This is a genomic window from Arcobacter venerupis (assembly GCF_013201665.1).
Lineage (GTDB): Bacteria > Campylobacterota > Campylobacteria > Campylobacterales > Arcobacteraceae > Aliarcobacter > Aliarcobacter venerupis.
In genome coordinates this window covers 2,249,228-2,266,307 of the sequence record NZ_CP053840.1, presented here as the reverse complement: position 1 = coordinate 2,266,307, position 17,080 = coordinate 2,249,228, and the positions used below count along the sequence as shown (strand labels likewise).

The window sequence follows — 17,080 nt, the reverse complement described above, 5'->3', positions numbered from 1 at the left end:
ATAAGTCCTTTTAATATTATAATAATTTAGTATATAATATCTATTATAAATTTATTATGTTGAATTGACTTGACAAACATTGACTCAAGTGATATAATTTCTTAGCAGTTAAAACAAAGGAGTGCTAATTATGGATAAAATTTTTGAAAAACTAACAAATCAATTGACAGAAACAATAGACTCAGGTGTAGCTTTGGCTTTACATAACAAAAACCAAGAGGTTGAAGTTGTACACTTAATTTGGGCATTATTAACAAATACAAATTCTGTTTTGAATCAATTATTAAATAAAATGAATGTAAATAAAGCAGCAGTTGAACTTGAAGCAAAATCACATGCACAAAAACTTTCAAGTGTTTCAAGTGTAACTAAAGAGAGTATAAAACTATCAAGAAATCTTATTTCATCATTACAAAATGCGGAAGGTTTAATGACAAGTTTTGGAGATAAGTTTATTGCTGTTGATACTTGGCTTATTTCAAATTTTGATTTACAAATAATAAAAGATGTATTAGGAAAATACATAGATTTAAGAGAAGCAAAAAAAGAACTTGAAGCTATGAGAGCTGGAAAAACTATTGATAGTTCAAGTAGTGATGAAAATTTAGAAGCTTTAAATAAATATGGAATAGATTTAAATAAAAAAGCTATTGATGGAGAACTAGATCCAGTTATTGGAAGAGATGAACAAATTAATAGAATGATGCAAATTCTAATTAGAAAAACAAAAAATAACCCAATATTATTGGGAGAACCAGGAACTGGAAAAACAGCTATTGCTGAGGGTCTTGCTCAAAGAATAGTAAATAAAGAAGTTCCAACTTCACTACTTAATAAAAGAGTTGTAACTTTAGATATGAGTGCATTAATTGCAGGGGCTAAATATAGAGGTGAGTTTGAAGATAGATTAAAATCAGTAATTGATGAAGTAAAAAAAGCTGGAAATATCATTTTATTTATCGATGAAATTCATACAATCATAGGTGCAGGTGCTAGTGAAGGTTCTATGGATGCAGCAAATATTTTAAAACCATCTCTTGCAAGGGGTGAACTTCACACTATTGGTGCAACTACGCTAAAAGAGTATAGAAAATATTTTGAAAAAGATGCAGCAATGCAAAGAAGATTTCAACCTGTAAAAGTTGATGAACCAACAGTAAATGAAGCTTTACAAATTTTAAGAGGTATAAAAGAAAAACTTGAAACTCATCATAATGTAACAATTAATGATAGTGCTTTAGTTGCAGCTGCAAAACTATCAAATAGATATATTACAGATAGATTTTTACCAGATAAAGCAATTGATTTAATAGATGAAGCAGCAGCTGAACTTAAAATGCAAATAGAATCAGAACCAAATGCCCTTTCATCGATTAAAAGAGAGATTCAAACTTTAAATGTAGAAAAAGAAGCTCTTAAAATGGAAGAGGGTAAAAAAAATGATGAAAGAATTGTTCAAATAGAAAAAGAATTAGCAGATAAAAATGAAGAAAAACAAAATTTAGAAGCTAGATTTGCAAATGAAAAAGCAACTTTTAATACTACAAGTGAATTAAAAGTAAAAATTGATGAGCTAAAAAATAGAGCAAATATTGCAAAACGTGAATCAAACTTTGAAAAAGCAGCTCAAATAGAATACGGCGAAATTCCAAGTTTAGAAGCAAAAATAAAAGAGAATGAAGAAAAATGGAAAAGAATGCAAAAAGAAGGAACTCTTTTACGAAATTCTGTTGATGAAGAAGCAATTGCAAGTATAGTTTCAAGATGGACTGGAATTCCAGTTAATAAAATGATGGATAGTGAAAAACAAAAAATCTTAATGGTAGAAGAAGTTTTAAAAAAAGATGTTATTGGCCAAGATGAAGCACTAAAAGCAATTAGCAGAGCTATAAAAAGAAATAAAGCAGGACTTAGTGAAGCAAATAGACCAATTGGATCATTCTTATTTTTAGGACCAACGGGAGTTGGAAAAACTGAAAGTGCAAAAACTTTAGCAAAATTCTTATTTGATGATCCAAAATCACTTATTAGATTTGATATGAGTGAATATATGGAAAAACACGCAGTTTCAAGACTAGTTGGAGCAGCTCCAGGTTATGTGGGATATGAAGAAGGTGGACAATTAACAGAAGCTGTTAGAAGAAAACCATATAGTGTAATCTTATTTGATGAAGTTGAAAAAGCTCATCCAGATGTATTTAATATTTTATTGCAAGTTTTAGATGATGGAAGATTAACTGATAACAAAGGTGTAACAGTAGATTTTAAAAATACAATTATAATTTTAACTTCAAATATTGGAAGTGCAAGAATTATTGAAATTAGTGATAAAGATGAAAGAAGAAAAGCTGTTTTAAATGAATTAAAAAATCATTTTAGACCAGAATTTTTAAATAGATTAGATGATATTGTTATTTTTGAACAATTAAATCTAGAAGCAATTACAAATATTGTAGATATTTTATTTAATAATATTAAGAAAAAAGTTGAAGAAAAAGATATACAAATTTCTTTAACGCCAAATGCAAAAGAGTATATTGCAAAAATTGGATTTGATCCAGTGTATGGCGCAAGACCTCTAAAAAGAGCCATTTATGAGATAGTTGAAGATAAATTAGCTGATTTAATTTTAGAAGATAAAATAGGTGAGGGAAGTATTATTGAATTTGATGTTCAAGATAATGAAGTAGTTGTAAAGATTAACTAAAGAATATTTAAGCAAAATTTAACTATAATCCCCAACTTATTTAGTGAATATAGAGGAAATCTAAGATGAAAAGAACGTATCAACCGCACAATACTCCAAGAAAAAGAACTCACGGGTTCAGAGTAAGAATGGCTACTAAAAATGGTAGAAGAGTTATTAACGCAAGAAGAGCTAAAGGTAGACATAAATTAGCTGTTTAAATAAAGAACATCGACTTAATAGTTCGAGAGACTTTAACAAACTATATAAAAGCGGCAAAAGATGGCATACTACCAGCTTTGTCGCTTTTTTTAGTTCTAGCACTACACTAAAAGCTGCTTTTGTTACTTCCAAAAAAGTCGGAAATGCAGTAAATAGAAATAAAGCAAGAAGAAGAATGCGTGCTTTATTCGCTTCCTATGAACAACAATTAGTAATTGGTAATTATATATTTGTTGCAAAAATAACCTTACATGATAAAACTTTTTTAGAATTAAAAAAAGATTTTGACTTCGCATTAAAAAGATTAGAAGTCTTAAAATGAAAACAATTTTTAAATATTTAATACGATTTTATCAGAAATATTTAACAATTTTAGCTTTTGGATCATGTCGATATTACCCAACATGTTCTCAATATGCATTGTGGCAATTAGACAACAATACTTTTTTTAAGGCGATTTATTTTACAATAACGCGAATATTAAAGTGTAATCAACTTTTTGAAGGTGGATTTGACTATCCTATCATAAAGTTAAAAGCAAATCAAAATATCAATTTTGAAAAAATCAAAATAAAATATTGGTATATTCCATTGAAAAATGGTAAGTATTTAGTAGTAAAGAATCGGGAGTGGAAAGAAAAGAATGAACAACATGAATCAAAATAACGGTATGCAAAAACGAATGTTAATTATGACATTAATAGTATTTGTATTTTTTATAGCTTATGAGTTTTTGGTTTTAAAACCACAACAAGAAGCAAAAGCAGCTCTTGCAAAACAAGAACAAACACAAAAACAAAATGTTGCACCTGATGTGAATTCAGTTGATACAAAAATGGTTTCAACTGATGTTAATGGTAACCCAGTTGATATGTCAAATTCTACTGATGCTTTATCATCTAAATCAATAGCAACTTCACAAATTGTTTCTACAATTAAAACTGCTAAAAGTACAATAGAAATTGATACTTTAGGTAGAGTAGCACAAGTTACTTTAGTTGAAGAGAAATATAAAGATGAAAATGCTAATCAGATTAAATTATTTGAATCAAACCAATTAAGACCACTTGAAGTTAGATTTGCAGATGCAAATATAAATGCAGATGCTTTTAAAGTTAATGTAGTTGCAAGTTTAGCAAATGTTGATGCAACAACATCATCACAAGAACTTGTATTAACTCAGACTCTAAATGGAACTGTTTTAACAAAAAAATTAACTTTTTATCCTGATGGACATTATGATTTAAATGTTAGTACTACAAATGAAAAACAATTTTTTATTACAAATGGTTTTAGACCAAATGTTTTAGCTGATATGTATGCTGTTCATGGATTTATTTCAAAACTTAATGATAACACTTTAAAAACAATTGAAGATGGTAAATTAGATAAAAATGAAAATATTATTGGAGCAAAATTTTTATCAAGTTTTGATAGATACTATACAACTGTTATTTATAATTTTGAAAAATCATTAAGCATAACTTTAATGCCAGATACAAAATCTAATCCTCAAGGATTTATTCATGGAGGAAGTGATGTAACTTTTTCAGGATTTATTGGACCCAAAAATCATAGAGATTTAGCAGCTCTAAACCCAGAATTAATTGATGTAATTGATTATGGTTGGTTTACATTTATTGCAAAACCTATGTTCTTATTATTACAATTTATACAAGGTTATGTTGGAAACTGGGGTTGGACAATTGTTATTTTAACAATTTTGATTAAATTAGTACTTTTCCCTTTATCATTCAAAGGAATGGTATCAATGCAAAAGTTAAAAGATTTAGCTCCTAAAATGAAAGAGATTCAAGCTAAATATAAAGATGATAAACAAAAACAATCTATGCATATGATGGAACTTTATAAAAAACATGGTGCAAATCCAATGGGTGGATGTTTACCATTAATTCTACAAATTCCAGTATTCTTTGCTATATATAGAGTTTTATTGAATGCGATTGAATTAAAAGGTGCACCTTGGATGTTCTGGGTACATGACTTAGCTGAAATGGATCCATATTTTGTATTGCCAGTTTTAATGGGTGCAACAATGTATTTACAACAAAAAATTACACCAAATACAATGCAAGATGAAATGCAAAAGAAAATATTCCAATTTTTACCAGTCGTTTTCACATTCTTCTTCTTGTGGTTCCCAGCAGGACTTACATTGTACTGGTTTATAAATAATTTATTTACTATCGGTCAACAATACTATATTAATAGTGTATTCGAAAGAAAAAGAGCTGAAAAAAATTAGGAACCTAATATGAAAAAGTTTGAAGCGAATTGTTTAGAAAAGGTCTATGAATTAGCCACTGCGGAGTTTAATTGTTCTATTACAGAGTTAGAAATAGAAGTTATCCAACAACCAAGTAAAGGATTTCTTGGTTTTGGAAAAAAAAGTGCCATTATAGAAGTTTGTTTTAAAGATAATTGTAAAACTTATACTCAAGAAAGTAAAATATTTAAAAATAAAGATGTGAAAATTCAAGAAGTTTCAGAACGAATTGAGTACTCACATCAAAAAGATGAAAGAGAATCTTTTTCAAGAGAGAGAAAAGAAGAAATCAATTCATCTGTTCCAAAAGTTGATTCAAAAGATAGAATTTTTGATAAGTTTTATCATGAAGAATCATTAGATAATGAAATTTCAAAAATAATTATCAAAAAAGATAAAGAAAAAATTATTGAAGAAGTAAAAGAGGGAATTCATTTATTATTTGATACTACATGTTATTCTCTTGATGAAATAAATGTAGAATTTTATGATGAAGAGACTTTATATATCGAATTTTTAGGTGAAGATTCAGCTTTATTAATTGGAAAAGAGGGTTACAGATATAAAGCCTTATCTTATATTTTATTTAATTGGATAAATGAAAAATATGGTTTAATGTTAAGACTTGAAGTCGCACAATTTTTGAAAAATCAAGAAGAAGCAATTTATGCATATCTTGAACCAATAATAGAAATAATTAAAGAAAAAGGTACATTCAAAACTAAACCTTTAGATGGTATTTTAGTTCATATTGCACTTAAAAAATTAAGAGAAGAGTTCCCTGATAAATATGTTGCAGTTAAAACAAATGTTAGAGGTGATAAATATGTACTTGTTAATGAATATAGAGCAAGAGAAATTTAATCTTGTTTGATGATGCTACAATTGTTGCAATTGCAACAGCCAATGGAATTGGCTCTATTTCAATAGTTAGAATTTCGGGAGTTAATGCTCTTGAAATTGCTACAAAAATTTCAAAAAAAATAGCTTTCCAACCAAGACTTGCAACTCTTTCTTCTTTGTATGATATAAATAATGAAGTAATAGATGAAGCTTTAGTTATTTATTTTAAAGCACCTTTTTCATTTACAGGTGAAGATGTTATTGAATTTCAATGTCATGGTGGAGTTGCAATTGCAAATATGCTTATAAATGAAGCAATAAATCATGGTGCTAGAATTGCAAATCCTGGTGAGTTTTCTAAACGAGCTTTTTTTAATAATAAAATGGATTTAACTAAAGCAGAAGCAATTTCAAAAATAATAGAAGCAAGAAGTGAAGATGCTGTAAAATTATTAGCAAGACAATTAAAAGGTGAATTAACGAGTTTTGTAAATGAAATTAGAGAAGATTTACTTTTTATGCTAGCTTACACTGAAGTTTCTATAGATTATGCTGAAGATGATTTACCAAATGATATTTTTGTGCAAATCAAAAGTAAGATGGAAAAAATTCTTGTTAAACTATCTAATACTTTAGAAGCAAGTAGAAGAAGAGAAGGTATGCTTGATGGCTTTAAAGTTGCAATCATTGGAAAACCAAATGTTGGTAAATCTTCACTTCTAAATAAACTTTTAAATTACGATAGAGCAATTATTTCTGATATTGCAGGAACAACAAGAGATACAATAGAAGAATCAGTAAAAATTGGTACACATATTATAAAAATTGTTGATACAGCAGGTATAAGAAATGCAAGTGATGTTATTGAGAAAATAGGAATTGAAAAATCTATTCAAGCTATAAATGAAGCAGATATTGTTATTGCCTTATTTGATAATGGAAAAGTTTGTGATGATGAAGATAAAAAGATTATTGAGTTAATAGAAGAGAATTCTAGTAAAGAGATTTTAACTGTTTTAAATAAATCAGATTTAGAAAATAAATTTGATAAAACAAAAATAGATAATTTTATTGAATTATCAACAAAAGATGATATAAATCCATTAATTAAAAAGATAGAGTTAATTTTAGATTCAAATACTCATAGTGATGAAATGACACTGATTTCAAAAAGACAGATTATTTCTGTCGAAAATACACTTTATAGTATAAATTTATCAAAAAATCCTTTAGAAAGTGGAGAGTTGGAATTTTTTGCTCATTATATTGCAGATGCATTAGAACAAATTTCATCAATTACAAGACCTTATGAAAATGACCAAATGTTAGATGTAATGTTTGGTGAGTTTTGTTTAGGTAAATAAGATTAATTAGGAAAAAGAATGAAAAAGTATTTTATTTTGATTTCATTGATGATAAGTTTTAGCTTTTCAAATTTATTAGCAGATCAATGGGATGGATTTTTCAAAACTTCTGGTTTTCCAAGAAAAGTTGTAGATAATGGTTCTCTTGTAAAAGGAAAATTATATGATGCAACGGTTACCTATCAGATTTCAAATAATGATGGAATAAAGGGAAATTTTGAAAATAATGATAGTGCAAAGGTTACCATTACTAATAAAAAAGGGAAAGTCCTTTCAACAAATAAGTTTATGACTGCCCCAGAGTTAAGAACTTGGGCAAGACAAAATTTTACAGATATATTTTCTTCAATACTTGGAGATAATCCTCAAATAACTAAAGAGAATATCAAAGAGCTAACAAATTTAGCTTCTTTAGTTCTTTTAAATGGGAATTTGGATAAATAGTAAAATTTTATAAATTTTACTATTTATCCGGTGTTTCATAAGAGATTAGTTTTGCATTTTCTTTTGAAATATCCATCCATGAATCACAATCAAAATCTATTTCCATAATTGCACCCATTTTAAATTCTTCCCTAAATTCTACTAAAGTGATTGCCAATGCTGTTAAAGATGGATTATGTCCAATTAAAAGCATAGAATTAACAGTATCAAATGTATAACTAATAGTTTCAATTAACTCATTAACAAATGCTCTATACAAAATATCATTTGGCATTATAGATTTTTTATATTCTAAAGCTTCTGCAAATATTTCAGCAGTTTCTTTTGTTCTTTTCGCTGGGCTTGATATGATTAAATCAATAAATGGATTTTTTGAGGCAAAAAATTTTGCCATATTTTTTGAATCTTCAATTCCTTTTGGACTTAATTGTCTATCATAATCATCTTGACCTAATTGTTCTTCTTCTTTTTGTGCATGTCTTACAATGTAAAGTTTTTTCATTTTCTCTCTTATTAAAAATAATGTTCCATTTTAAGTTATATTTGCTTTTTTTTATATAAAATTAGAGTAATTAAAAAATAAAAGGTTTGATTTTGGGATATGATTTAAATAAAAAGTTAGTAATTGCTATTTCATCAAGGGCTTTATTTAATCTTGAAGATGAAAATAAAATCTTTGAAGAGAAAGGACTTGATGAATATTATAAATATCAAATTGAAAATGAAGACTTATTACCAAAAAAAGGTACTGGTTTTAGACTTGTAAGAAATCTTTTAAGAATAAATGAAGATTTTCCAGATGACAAACAAGTTGAAGTTATAATTATGTCAAGAAATAACTCTGCTACTAGTCTTAGAATTACAAAATCAATTGAAAAATACAAACTGGATATTCAACGTTCCGCGTGGAGTGGAGGAAATGATATTTCAAAATATTTGAAACCTTTTAAAGTAGATCTGTTTTTATCTGCAAATGAACAAGATGTTCAAAATGCGATAAATGAGGGAATTGCAGCTGCGAGGATTTTACCCTATGATGAAATAGAAGATGAAAATTCGAATCAAGTTAAAATTGCTTTTGATGGTGATGCTGTTCTATTTTCAGAAGAATCAGAAATTATCTATAAAAAAAATGGTTTAGAAGCTTTTTTAGAGTATGAAAAACAAAATGCTCTAAATGCTATGCAAAGTGGACCATTCGCTCAATTATTAAAATTAATTTCAAATATTCAAGCAAAATATCCACATGAACAAACACCAATTAGAACAGCTTTAATAACAGCAAGAAATTCGCCAGCTCACGAAAGGGTAATAAGAACATTATCCCAATGGAATGTAAGACTTGACGAAGCATTTTTTCTAGGTGGAGTTGATAAATATGAAGTTGTAAAAGCTTTTGGTGCCGATATATTTTTTGATGATCAAGATGTACATCTTGAAACTACTTCAAAGATAGCACCAAGTGCAAAAGTTCCCTATAAAAAAGGTTCTGAATTAAATAACATTAATAAATAGTTAAATTTGTATTAACCAAAATTTGTTAGAATAAATAAAAATTTAGGAGAATAAAATGGAACAAATTAAAACAGTTTTTTTACTTACTTTCCTTACGGTTTTATTTGTATTTATAGGTTACTCATTTGGTGGAACAAATGGGATGTTAATTGCATTTTTACTTGCAGGTGGTATGAACTTTTATGCTTATTATTATTCAGACCAACAAGTTTTAAAACATTATGATGCAACACTTCTTGAAGATTCAAAACATCCCGTATATAAAATTACACAGAAATTAACACTTAAAGCTGGTCTTCCTATGCCAAAAGTTTATTTGATCCCTGATCATACTCCAAATGCCTTTGCAACGGGAAGAAACTATGAACACGCTGCCGTTGCAGTTACAATGGGTTTATATGAAATGTTGAACGAAAAAGAGTTAGAAGGGGTTATTGCACATGAATTGTCTCATATAAAACATTATGATATTTTAATAGGAACAATTGCTGCTGTATTTGCAGGAGCAATTGCAATGATTGCAAATATGATGCAGTTTGGTGCTATGTTTGGAGGAAATAATAATAGGCAAGGAACAAATCCAATAATGATGATTGCAATGGCAATATTATTGCCTCTAGCTGCTTCAATTATTCAAATGACAGTCAGTAGAAGCAGAGAATTCATGGCAGATGAAGGATCCGCTAGAATGACAGGAAATCCAGCTGGTTTACAGTCTGCATTACTTAAATTAGAGAACTATGCAAGAAGTGGACACCAAGTACATAATGCAACTGAACAAACAGCACATATGTTTATTATTAATCCATTTTCAGGGTTAAAATCAACACTTGGTACATTGTTCAGAACACACCCTTCAACCGAAGATAGAATAGCTAGACTTGAAGAATTAAAAAAAGAGATTTATTAAACAGATTTATATTTAAAATTAGTTTTTCTATTGTATAATTCTATACTTTACGTCATATTAAACATTTTTTATTAAAATGTATTTTAAAAATAGGTTGTGCAATGAAATTTCTTTTTATTCTTTTATGTTTTGTGTTTATTCCTACTCTAGGATTCTCTAATAGTTCAGATGTTTTTCACAAAATTGAAAAAGATTTGGATTCCATAATAATAAAAGATTTAAATAATAAGAAATTAATATTTAGCAAGGATGAAAATTTAAAGCTTAGACCTGCAAGTTTAACAAAAATTATGACAGCAATGCTTGCCATTGAGAGTGGGAAAATGAATAGTGTAGTTACTATTACAGCAGAGATGAAAAAAGTTGAACCAACAATTGCAAATCTTCAAGTTGGAGAAAAGTTTTATTTAAAAGATTTAGTTCATGCAGCACTTATTAAATCTGCAAACGATGCAGCAAATTCAATAGCTATTTATCTTGGCAAAGGGAATAAAGAGTTATTTGTAAATATGATGAATATAAAAGCAAAAAAACTCGGTATGAAAAATACAAACTTTACTAATCCTTGTGGTTTTGATATTGGAAATCACAAAACAACTGCAAAAGATTTAATGATACTTACTGAATATGCTATAAAAAATCCAACATTTAACTCTATTGTAAAAATGGATAAATACTCTTTCACGGCAATTAATACTAATAAAAGATATTTTGTTAGTTCAAGTAATAAATTATTAAGAGATGACCCTTATGTTGTTGGTGTTAAAACAGGTTATACAAACAAAGCGGGAGCTTGCTTGATAGCAAGAGCAAAAAAAGGTAAACAAGATATTTTAATGGTTATGTTAAATGCCCATAACAGATGGCCAAATGCTAAAAGAGCATTAGATTCAATCATAAATTAATTCAGCTTACATAAAAAAAGCAACACTTGACCAAAGAGTTGCTTTTAAGATGAAAGTATATATAAAAAACTTTAAATGAATCTTTATTTAGAGTAAACTTTCTTAACATTTTCCATTTTAGATGACATGTTTAGTAAAACCATATCTGCAAGAACTAAAGCCATCATAGATTCAGCAACAACACTTCCCCGAACTGCTACACAAGGATCATGTCTTCCTTTTAATTGGCAATCAACTTCATTATTGTTAATATCAACTGTTTCTTGTTGTATAAAAATAGATGGTGTTGCTTTAAAATGAACTTTTACATTTATATCATCACCATTTGAAATTCCACCAAGAATTCCTCCACTGTGATTAGTTTTAAATCCATCTTTCCTTATTTGGTCATTATTATCATAACCTTTTACTTTTGCTGATAATATTCCATCACCAATCTCTACAGCTTTTACAGCATTTATTCCCATCATTGCATTTGCAATTTGTGAATCAAGTTTAAAATACAGTGGTTCACCCAGTCCAATAGGAACATTTTTTACATTTATTAAAGCAATTCCACCAACACTATTATGAGAGTTTTTTGCTTCTAATATAGCATCTTTTTGTGCTTGTTCAACTTCAAAATCAAGGGCAAAAATTTCAGATTCACTAACTTTTGAAAAATCGTAATTATTGGCATTTATTCCATTTATTTCACAAATACCACTTTGCACTTTTATTCCAAGTTCATTTAACATAAGTTTTGCAATTGCTCCTGCTGCAACTCTTGCTGCTGTTTCTCTTGCACTGCTTCTTCCTCCACCTCTATAATCTCTAATCCCATATTTATTAAAATAAGTAAAATCAGCATGACCAGGACGGAATAAATCTTTTACATTTGAGTAATCACTGCTTTTTTGATTTTCATTAAAAATAATCATAGAAATTGAAGTTCCAGTTGTAAAGCCCTCAAAAACTCCTGAAAGAATCTCTACAACATCACCTTCTTTTCTAGCAGTTGCATATTTGTTTTGTCCAGGTTTTCTTCTATTCATTTCATTTTGAATAAATTCTTCATCAATTTTTATTCCAGCTGGAACCCCATCAACTATACACCCAAGAGCTTTTCCATGTGATTCTCCAAAGGTTGTGAATCTAAACCTATGTCCAAAAGTATTCATTTAGTTCTCTTCCTCTTTTAGTTTCTTAATTGCTATTTTAGCTACAGCTTGTTGTGCTAATTTTTTACTTTTCCCATTTGCACTACCATAATTAACTCCATCAATCCAAATTGACACTTCAAACTCTTTTTTATGGTCAGGTCCATATGAACCCTCGATTTTATATTCTGGTATTGAAGCAAATTTTGCTTGTGTTATTTCTTGTAAAGCAGTTTTATAATCACTAAATAAAACATCAAGATTTATTTTGTCATAAGATCTTTCTAATAAATCTAAAATGATTGGTTTTAAAGTTTCTAATCCAGATTCTAAATAAACAGCTCCCATAATAGCTTCAAAAGCATCAGATAATATTGAAGCTTTTGTTCTACCTTTATTTCTCTCTTCTGCTGTTGAAATGTAAATAAAATCACCAAGTTTTATCTCATTTGCAAGTCTTGTAAATCCCGTTTCATTTACTAAAGATGCTCTTATTTTTGATAATTCACCTTCATTTGATTTTGGGAATTTTAAATATAAATATTCTCCAACTATTAAGTTTAAAACAGCATCTCCAAGAAACTCTAATCTTTCATTGTTATAAGGTTTCTTGTAACTTTTATGTGTAAGTGCTTCGATTATCAGGTCTTTATTTTTAAACTGATAATCCAAACACTTTTCTAATTTTGAATAATCACTCATGTATTTCCTTTTTTATTTTTAAGTTTCGCAAGTATATCACATCTTTTATTATGAAAGTGTTGTATGGGTTATTGTAAAGATTGATTGCTAGTATAAAAAGATTTAGTTAATCTATGTTTCACATTTAATGTTAAAATATTATGACAATGTGGACATCTAGTATCAAAAATAGGATGAGAATGTTTACATGATGAACATATAAATTCAAAATCTAATGAAGCTTTTATTTTATGTTCATGTTTATTTAATAGTATCAAAATATCAAAATCAAAATCATTGCTATGTTTTAAAGTATTTAAATATCCCTTTGCATTATATAATTCAATTAAAAATTCATTTTGAACAACTTTCTCAAAATCTATATCATTTGAGTTTAAATACCACATTACATCTAAGTATTTTGAACAATCAAATTCTTTAATATGCTCCCAAAAAAATGTTTTATTAAATTGGATTAAAAATGAAGCAAATATTCTTTCTATAATTTTATTATCTTTAAAAATTTCATATAAAAGTTCAGTTCTTCTTTCATAAGATAATACTGAATCATTTAAAATAATTAATGAATCTAAATAAACTTTATCAATATTTACATCTTTGTCTAGTTCTTCTAAACATAATGTTATTTCTTTCGCTTTATTATAATCTTTTAATTTTTCATAAACTAATAAAAGATAAGTTAAAGCATTACTATTTCTTGGAGAAAATTTTAGAATTCTTAAAAATATCTCTTTTGATCTTTGTAAAAAACCACCTTTGAAATAAGTAGTTCCTAAAAGTTCAAGTAGTTCTTCTTTTTTTACCCGATCATTTACATGTTCAAGTAGGGTAAGATACACAGAAATAGCTTTGTTATAATCACCTTTATGTAAAAAAGTTGAAGCTAAAAGTAGTATTGAATCAAATGGTAGATTGTATGTTTTGTATAAATGAACATAATCATCTTCTTTTAATTTCCCCAATTCAAATCTTACAGATAGTTTTCTATAATCTTCTCTGGCAACTTTTTCTTTATAAATACTAAAAGAGTAAGTTATAAAAGATATGATGAATATTAGTGCTACAAGGAATATTATTCCAAATAATGGGTCTCGATATTCTAATATTATATTATCCAAATAAAACCTTAATTATTTTCTATGCTTGGATGTGCATATTAACATAAAAGTACAAATAAAATAATAAAAGGGTATAATCTTTAAATGATAAAAAAAGAATCAATTGAAAATCTTAAAAACAATCTTGATGTTGTAGATGTTATTTCTCAATTTTTAGAATTGAAAAAAACTGGGGCAAATTTTAAAGCTTGTTGTCCATTTCATGGAGAAACAACTCCCTCATTTGTTGTAAGTCCTGCAAAACAAATTTATCATTGTTTTGGTTGTGGAGTAGGTGGGGATTCTATAAAATTTGTTATGGAGTATGAAAAACTATCATATCCAGAAACAATTGAAAAATTAGCTTCAATGTATAATTTTAATTTAGATTATGAAAATACAGATGAAAAAAAACAAGATACAAAAATCTTAGAAGAAATTAATAAATATTATCAAAAACTTTTTGTAAATAATGAAAATGTAAAAGAGTATATTTCAAAAAGAGGGATTTCAGAATTCTCAATAGAAAAATTTGAAATAGGGTATGCACCAGTTTCAATAGATACAATAAATTTTCTAAAATCAAATCATTATAATTTAGCAGATGCTATTGATTTAGGTGTAATTGATAATGGAACAAATGGATTATATTCAAGATTCATAGAAAGAATTACCTTTCCCATTTATTCAATAACAGGAAGACTTGTAGGTTTTGGTGGTAGAACCATAACTGGACACAATGCAAAATATGTAAATTCACCCCAAACAAAACTATTTAATAAATCAAGACTTTTATATGGTTACCATTTAGCAAAAGAGCAAATATATAAAAAAAATCAAATCATAGTTTGTGAGGGTTACTTAGATGTAATAATGCTTCATCAAGCAGGATTTAATACAGCTGTGGCAACACTTGGAACTGCCTTAACTCAAGATCATTTACCACTCTTGCGACGGGGTGAACCAAAAATTATATTAGCTTATGATGGAGATAAAGCTGGACTTGCAGCTGCTTTTAAAGCTTCAGTTATGTTAAGTCAAAGTGAATTTGATGGTGGAGTTATTATTTTTGCAGGTGGGTTAGATCCAGCTGATATGGTAAATGATGGAAGAATAAATGAATTGAATGAAATTTTTTCAAATCCGATTCCTTATATTCCTTATGCTATAGATTATATAGTTTCAAAATATGAAATTAATGATCCAATTCAAAAACAAAAAGCTTTAGTTGAAGCTAATGAATATTTAAAATCATTAAGTTTACTTAATCAAGATGAGTACAAAAGATATTTAGCGCAGAAATTAAATATTAGAGAAAATTTAATTAAGATTAGTTCCAATAAACAAAGAAATTTTGAACCAAATTTAACAAAAATTGATATTGCAGAACTTTGTATAATAAAATCTATTTTAGAAAAACCAAAAAGATTAGATTCTGTTTTAGATATTGTTGATTCATCTATGTTTGAAGCTCACAAAAATGAGTTCGAATTATTATTAACTGATATTGAGAATATTTCATTAAATTCAATAGTTTTAAATGAAAAACTTGAAAATTACGATGATGAAAGATTAAATCAAGAATTATTAACCTTAGTTTATAAATTTTATACAAATAAATTAACAGCTATTTCATATGATAAAACTTTAGACTTTAAACAAAAAGCAAATTTAATTAGAAAAATAAAAGATAATATATATCAATTAAAATTAGGAAAACTTGTTAGTTATAATTTATAACTAATTTAAAAAATTTATTTAAATAGCAGTTTATTTTTTGTAGAATTCATAAAAATTACTAAAACTCTAAGGATAATAGATGAAATTTATTGCAAGTGATTATTTACCTTTAGCAATAGGCTCTTACTCTCCTGCTGTAAAAGTGCATGGAATGGTATATACATCAGCACAAGTTCCAATAACATTAGATGGAACAATGGTAGAAAGAGATATAAAAGTTCAAACTAGACAGGTTCTTACAAATTTAAGAACACTTTTAGAAGATGCTGAAAGTGCAATGGATAAAGTAGTAAAAGTATCTGTATATTTGGAAAATATAGATGATTTTGGTGTTGTTAATGTACTTTTTGCTGAAGCTTTTGGTGAACATAAGCCAGCTCGTAGTACAATATGTGTTAAATCATTGCCAAAAAATTCAATGATTATGATTGATGCAATTGCTTTAGCAAATGATTATCATTAAAAGTCTTTGGCTTAAAGAAAGTTTAAACTAAAATAAGATACTATTCCGGTTCGAAAAATAGAGTTAGTATGACAAAATATGAACTTAGCATAGAATTGAATTAGAGGAAGAAAGATGTACGCAATTATCAAGTGTGGTGGAAAACAGTATAAAGTTTCTGAGGGTGATATCTTAGATGTTGATTATACTGGTCAAGCTGCTAAAGAAACTTTAGAAATTACTGATGTTTTAGCTGTAAACAACGGTGAATTAAAAACTGGTGAAGCTGTTGCAAACGCAAAAGTTGAGGCTGTTGTAGTATTAGATGGTACAGGTGTAAATAGAGCTAAAAAAGTAATAATTTACAAAAAAAGAAGAAGAAAAGATTCTAAACTTAAAAGAGGTTTCAGAAAAAGCTTCACAAAAATTAGAATTACTAAAATTGCTGCATAAGCAAATAGCATAATATAAGTTAAGGAGAAAAACAATGGCTCACAAAAAAGGTCAGGGAAGTACGCAGAATAATAGAGATTCAGCTGGTAGAAGACTTGGTGTTAAGAAATTTGGTGGTGAAGTTGTAAGAGCTGGAAACATCATTATTAGACAAAGAGGTACAAAAGTACATTTAGGTCAAAATGTTGGGATCGGTAAAGATCATACAATTTATTCTTTAATTGACGGTGTTGTTAAATTTGAGATTAAAGACAAAAAAAGAAAAAAAGTTTCAGTTTACGCTTCGTAATTCTGGACAATTGTAGTTTCTTTAAAGGGTGTATGGCTTTTG

At 27.7% G+C, this 17,080-nt stretch carries 19 protein-coding genes; 15 read left to right on the top strand and 4 right to left on the bottom strand.

All coding sequences use genetic code 11. The annotated features are described in order from the left end of the window. The first annotated feature begins 130 nt into the window (after positions 1-130). The 8 genes from AVENP_RS11295 to AVENP_RS11260 all read left to right on the top strand — a co-directional run bounded on the left by AVENP_RS11295 (position 131) and on the right by AVENP_RS11260 (position 7,846). Positions 131-2,707 (top strand): ATP-dependent Clp protease ATP-binding subunit, encoded by a 2,577-nt coding sequence (locus AVENP_RS11295; RefSeq protein ID WP_128359321.1) that lies wholly within the window; start codon positions 131-133, stop codon positions 2,705-2,707. A gap of 65 nt (positions 2,708-2,772) precedes the next feature. After that, positions 2,773-2,907: a 50S ribosomal protein L34 gene (gene rpmH / locus AVENP_RS11290; RefSeq protein ID WP_118886902.1), complete on the top strand. Its 135-nt coding sequence runs from the start codon at positions 2,773-2,775 to the stop codon at positions 2,905-2,907. Continuing rightward, positions 2,895-3,230: a ribonuclease P protein component gene (gene rnpA, locus AVENP_RS11285; protein ID WP_172664356.1), complete on the top strand. Its 336-nt coding sequence runs from the start codon at positions 2,895-2,897 to the stop codon at positions 3,228-3,230. Before rpmH ends, rnpA begins: the two co-directional genes overlap by 13 nt. Continuing rightward, positions 3,227-3,574: a membrane protein insertion efficiency factor YidD gene (yidD, locus tag AVENP_RS11280; RefSeq protein WP_128359323.1), complete on the top strand. Its 348-nt coding sequence runs from the start codon at positions 3,227-3,229 to the stop codon at positions 3,572-3,574. The genes rnpA and yidD overlap by 4 nt, the downstream gene beginning before the upstream one ends. Beyond that, positions 3,552-5,174 (top strand): membrane protein insertase YidC, encoded by a 1,623-nt coding sequence (yidC, locus tag AVENP_RS11275; protein ID WP_128359324.1) that lies wholly within the window; start codon positions 3,552-3,554, stop codon positions 5,172-5,174. Before yidD ends, yidC begins: the two co-directional genes overlap by 23 nt. 9 nt (positions 5,175-5,183) lie before the next feature. After that, a complete protein-coding gene (locus AVENP_RS11270; RefSeq protein ID WP_128359325.1) occupies positions 5,184-6,059 on the top strand; it encodes a Jag N-terminal domain-containing protein in 876 nt (291 codons plus the stop codon). 2 nt (positions 6,060-6,061) lie between these two features. Continuing rightward, positions 6,062-7,402, top strand: coding sequence for a tRNA uridine-5-carboxymethylaminomethyl(34) synthesis GTPase MnmE (mnmE, locus tag AVENP_RS11265; RefSeq protein WP_128359326.1), 1,341 nt, complete (start codon positions 6,062-6,064; stop codon positions 7,400-7,402). A gap of 18 nt (positions 7,403-7,420) precedes the next feature. Then, entirely contained in the window at positions 7,421-7,846 is a 426-nt protein-coding gene (locus tag AVENP_RS11260) for a hypothetical protein (protein WP_128359327.1), read from the top strand. A 19-nt stretch (positions 7,847-7,865) separates the two neighbouring features. On the opposite strand, the gene AVENP_RS11255 is transcribed toward AVENP_RS11260, so the two are convergent. Next, complete coding sequence (locus AVENP_RS11255) at positions 7,866-8,348, bottom strand: SixA phosphatase family protein (protein WP_128359328.1); 483 nt, start codon at positions 8,346-8,348, stop codon at positions 7,866-7,868. 92 nt (positions 8,349-8,440) lie between these two features. Between AVENP_RS11255 and AVENP_RS11250 the strand changes: the two genes are divergently transcribed. The 3 genes from AVENP_RS11250 (at position 8,441) to AVENP_RS11240 (ending at position 11,176) form a co-directional block, all read left to right on the top strand. Further along, complete coding sequence (locus AVENP_RS11250) at positions 8,441-9,361, top strand: 5'-nucleotidase (RefSeq protein ID WP_128359329.1); 921 nt, start codon at positions 8,441-8,443, stop codon at positions 9,359-9,361. A gap of 55 nt (positions 9,362-9,416) precedes the next feature. After that, positions 9,417-10,271, top strand: coding sequence for a zinc metalloprotease HtpX (gene htpX, locus AVENP_RS11245; protein ID WP_128359330.1), 855 nt, complete (start codon positions 9,417-9,419; stop codon positions 10,269-10,271). 101 nt (positions 10,272-10,372) lie between these two features. Beyond that, a complete protein-coding gene (locus AVENP_RS11240; protein WP_172664296.1) occupies positions 10,373-11,176 on the top strand; it encodes a D-alanyl-D-alanine carboxypeptidase family protein in 804 nt (267 codons plus the stop codon). An 83-nt stretch (positions 11,177-11,259) separates the two neighbouring features. Here the strand turns inward: AVENP_RS11240 and aroC are convergent, their stop codons facing one another. The 3 genes from aroC to AVENP_RS11225 form a co-directional block, all read right to left on the bottom strand. After that, positions 11,260-12,336: a chorismate synthase gene (gene aroC / locus AVENP_RS11235; RefSeq protein WP_128359332.1), complete on the bottom strand. Its 1,077-nt coding sequence runs from the start codon at positions 12,334-12,336 to the stop codon at positions 11,260-11,262. Further along, a complete protein-coding gene (gene rnc, locus AVENP_RS11230; protein WP_128359333.1) occupies positions 12,337-13,017 on the bottom strand; it encodes a ribonuclease III in 681 nt (226 codons plus the stop codon). A gap of 68 nt (positions 13,018-13,085) precedes the next feature. Beyond that, positions 13,086-14,135, bottom strand: coding sequence for a tetratricopeptide repeat protein (locus tag AVENP_RS11225; protein ID WP_128359334.1), 1,050 nt, complete (start codon positions 14,133-14,135; stop codon positions 13,086-13,088). A gap of 84 nt (positions 14,136-14,219) precedes the next feature. Between AVENP_RS11225 and dnaG the strand changes: the two genes are divergently transcribed. The 4 genes from dnaG (at position 14,220) to rpmA (ending at position 17,038) form a co-directional block, all read left to right on the top strand. Beyond that, a complete protein-coding gene (gene dnaG, locus AVENP_RS11220; protein ID WP_128359335.1) occupies positions 14,220-15,854 on the top strand; it encodes a DNA primase in 1,635 nt (544 codons plus the stop codon). Positions 15,855-15,933: 79 nt separating this feature from the next. Then, positions 15,934-16,317, top strand: coding sequence for a Rid family detoxifying hydrolase (locus tag AVENP_RS11215; protein WP_128359336.1), 384 nt, complete (start codon positions 15,934-15,936; stop codon positions 16,315-16,317). 114 nt (positions 16,318-16,431) lie between these two features. After that, entirely contained in the window at positions 16,432-16,749 is a 318-nt protein-coding gene (gene rplU, locus AVENP_RS11210; RefSeq protein WP_128359337.1) for a 50S ribosomal protein L21, read from the top strand. A gap of 34 nt (positions 16,750-16,783) precedes the next feature. Further along, positions 16,784-17,038, top strand: coding sequence for a 50S ribosomal protein L27 (rpmA, locus tag AVENP_RS11205; protein WP_128359338.1), 255 nt, complete (start codon positions 16,784-16,786; stop codon positions 17,036-17,038). The last annotated feature ends 42 nt before the right edge of the window (positions 17,039-17,080 follow it).

Bases quoted from the DNA above. Each gene is read 5' to 3' on its own strand.
- rpmA (WP_128359338.1), top strand. From the start codon at position 16,784: ATGGCTCACAAAAAAGGTCAGGGAAGTACGCAGAATAATAGAGATTCA.
- AVENP_RS11255 (WP_128359328.1), bottom strand. From the start codon at position 8,348: ATGAAAAAACTTTACATTGTAAGACATGCACAAAAAGAAGAAGAACAA.
- yidD (WP_128359323.1), top strand. From the start codon at position 3,227: ATGAAAACAATTTTTAAATATTTAATACGATTTTATCAGAAATATTTA.
- AVENP_RS11270 (WP_128359325.1), top strand. From the start codon at position 5,184: ATGAAAAAGTTTGAAGCGAATTGTTTAGAAAAGGTCTATGAATTAGCC.
- yidC (WP_128359324.1), top strand. From the start codon at position 3,552: ATGAACAACATGAATCAAAATAACGGTATGCAAAAACGAATGTTAATT.
- rnc (WP_128359333.1), bottom strand. From the start codon at position 13,017: ATGAGTGATTATTCAAAATTAGAAAAGTGTTTGGATTATCAGTTTAAA.
- AVENP_RS11215 (WP_128359336.1), top strand. From the start codon at position 15,934: ATGAAATTTATTGCAAGTGATTATTTACCTTTAGCAATAGGCTCTTAC.
- dnaG (WP_128359335.1), top strand. From the start codon at position 14,220: ATGATAAAAAAAGAATCAATTGAAAATCTTAAAAACAATCTTGATGTT.
- htpX (WP_128359330.1), top strand. From the start codon at position 9,417: ATGGAACAAATTAAAACAGTTTTTTTACTTACTTTCCTTACGGTTTTA.
- aroC (WP_128359332.1), bottom strand. From the start codon at position 12,336: ATGAATACTTTTGGACATAGGTTTAGATTCACAACCTTTGGAGAATCA.
- AVENP_RS11295 (WP_128359321.1), top strand. From the start codon at position 131: ATGGATAAAATTTTTGAAAAACTAACAAATCAATTGACAGAAACAATA.
- AVENP_RS11260 (WP_128359327.1), top strand. From the start codon at position 7,421: ATGAAAAAGTATTTTATTTTGATTTCATTGATGATAAGTTTTAGCTTT.
- rplU (WP_128359337.1), top strand. From the start codon at position 16,432: ATGTACGCAATTATCAAGTGTGGTGGAAAACAGTATAAAGTTTCTGAG.
- rpmH (WP_118886902.1), top strand. From the start codon at position 2,773: ATGAAAAGAACGTATCAACCGCACAATACTCCAAGAAAAAGAACTCAC.
- AVENP_RS11240 (WP_172664296.1), top strand. From the start codon at position 10,373: ATGAAATTTCTTTTTATTCTTTTATGTTTTGTGTTTATTCCTACTCTA.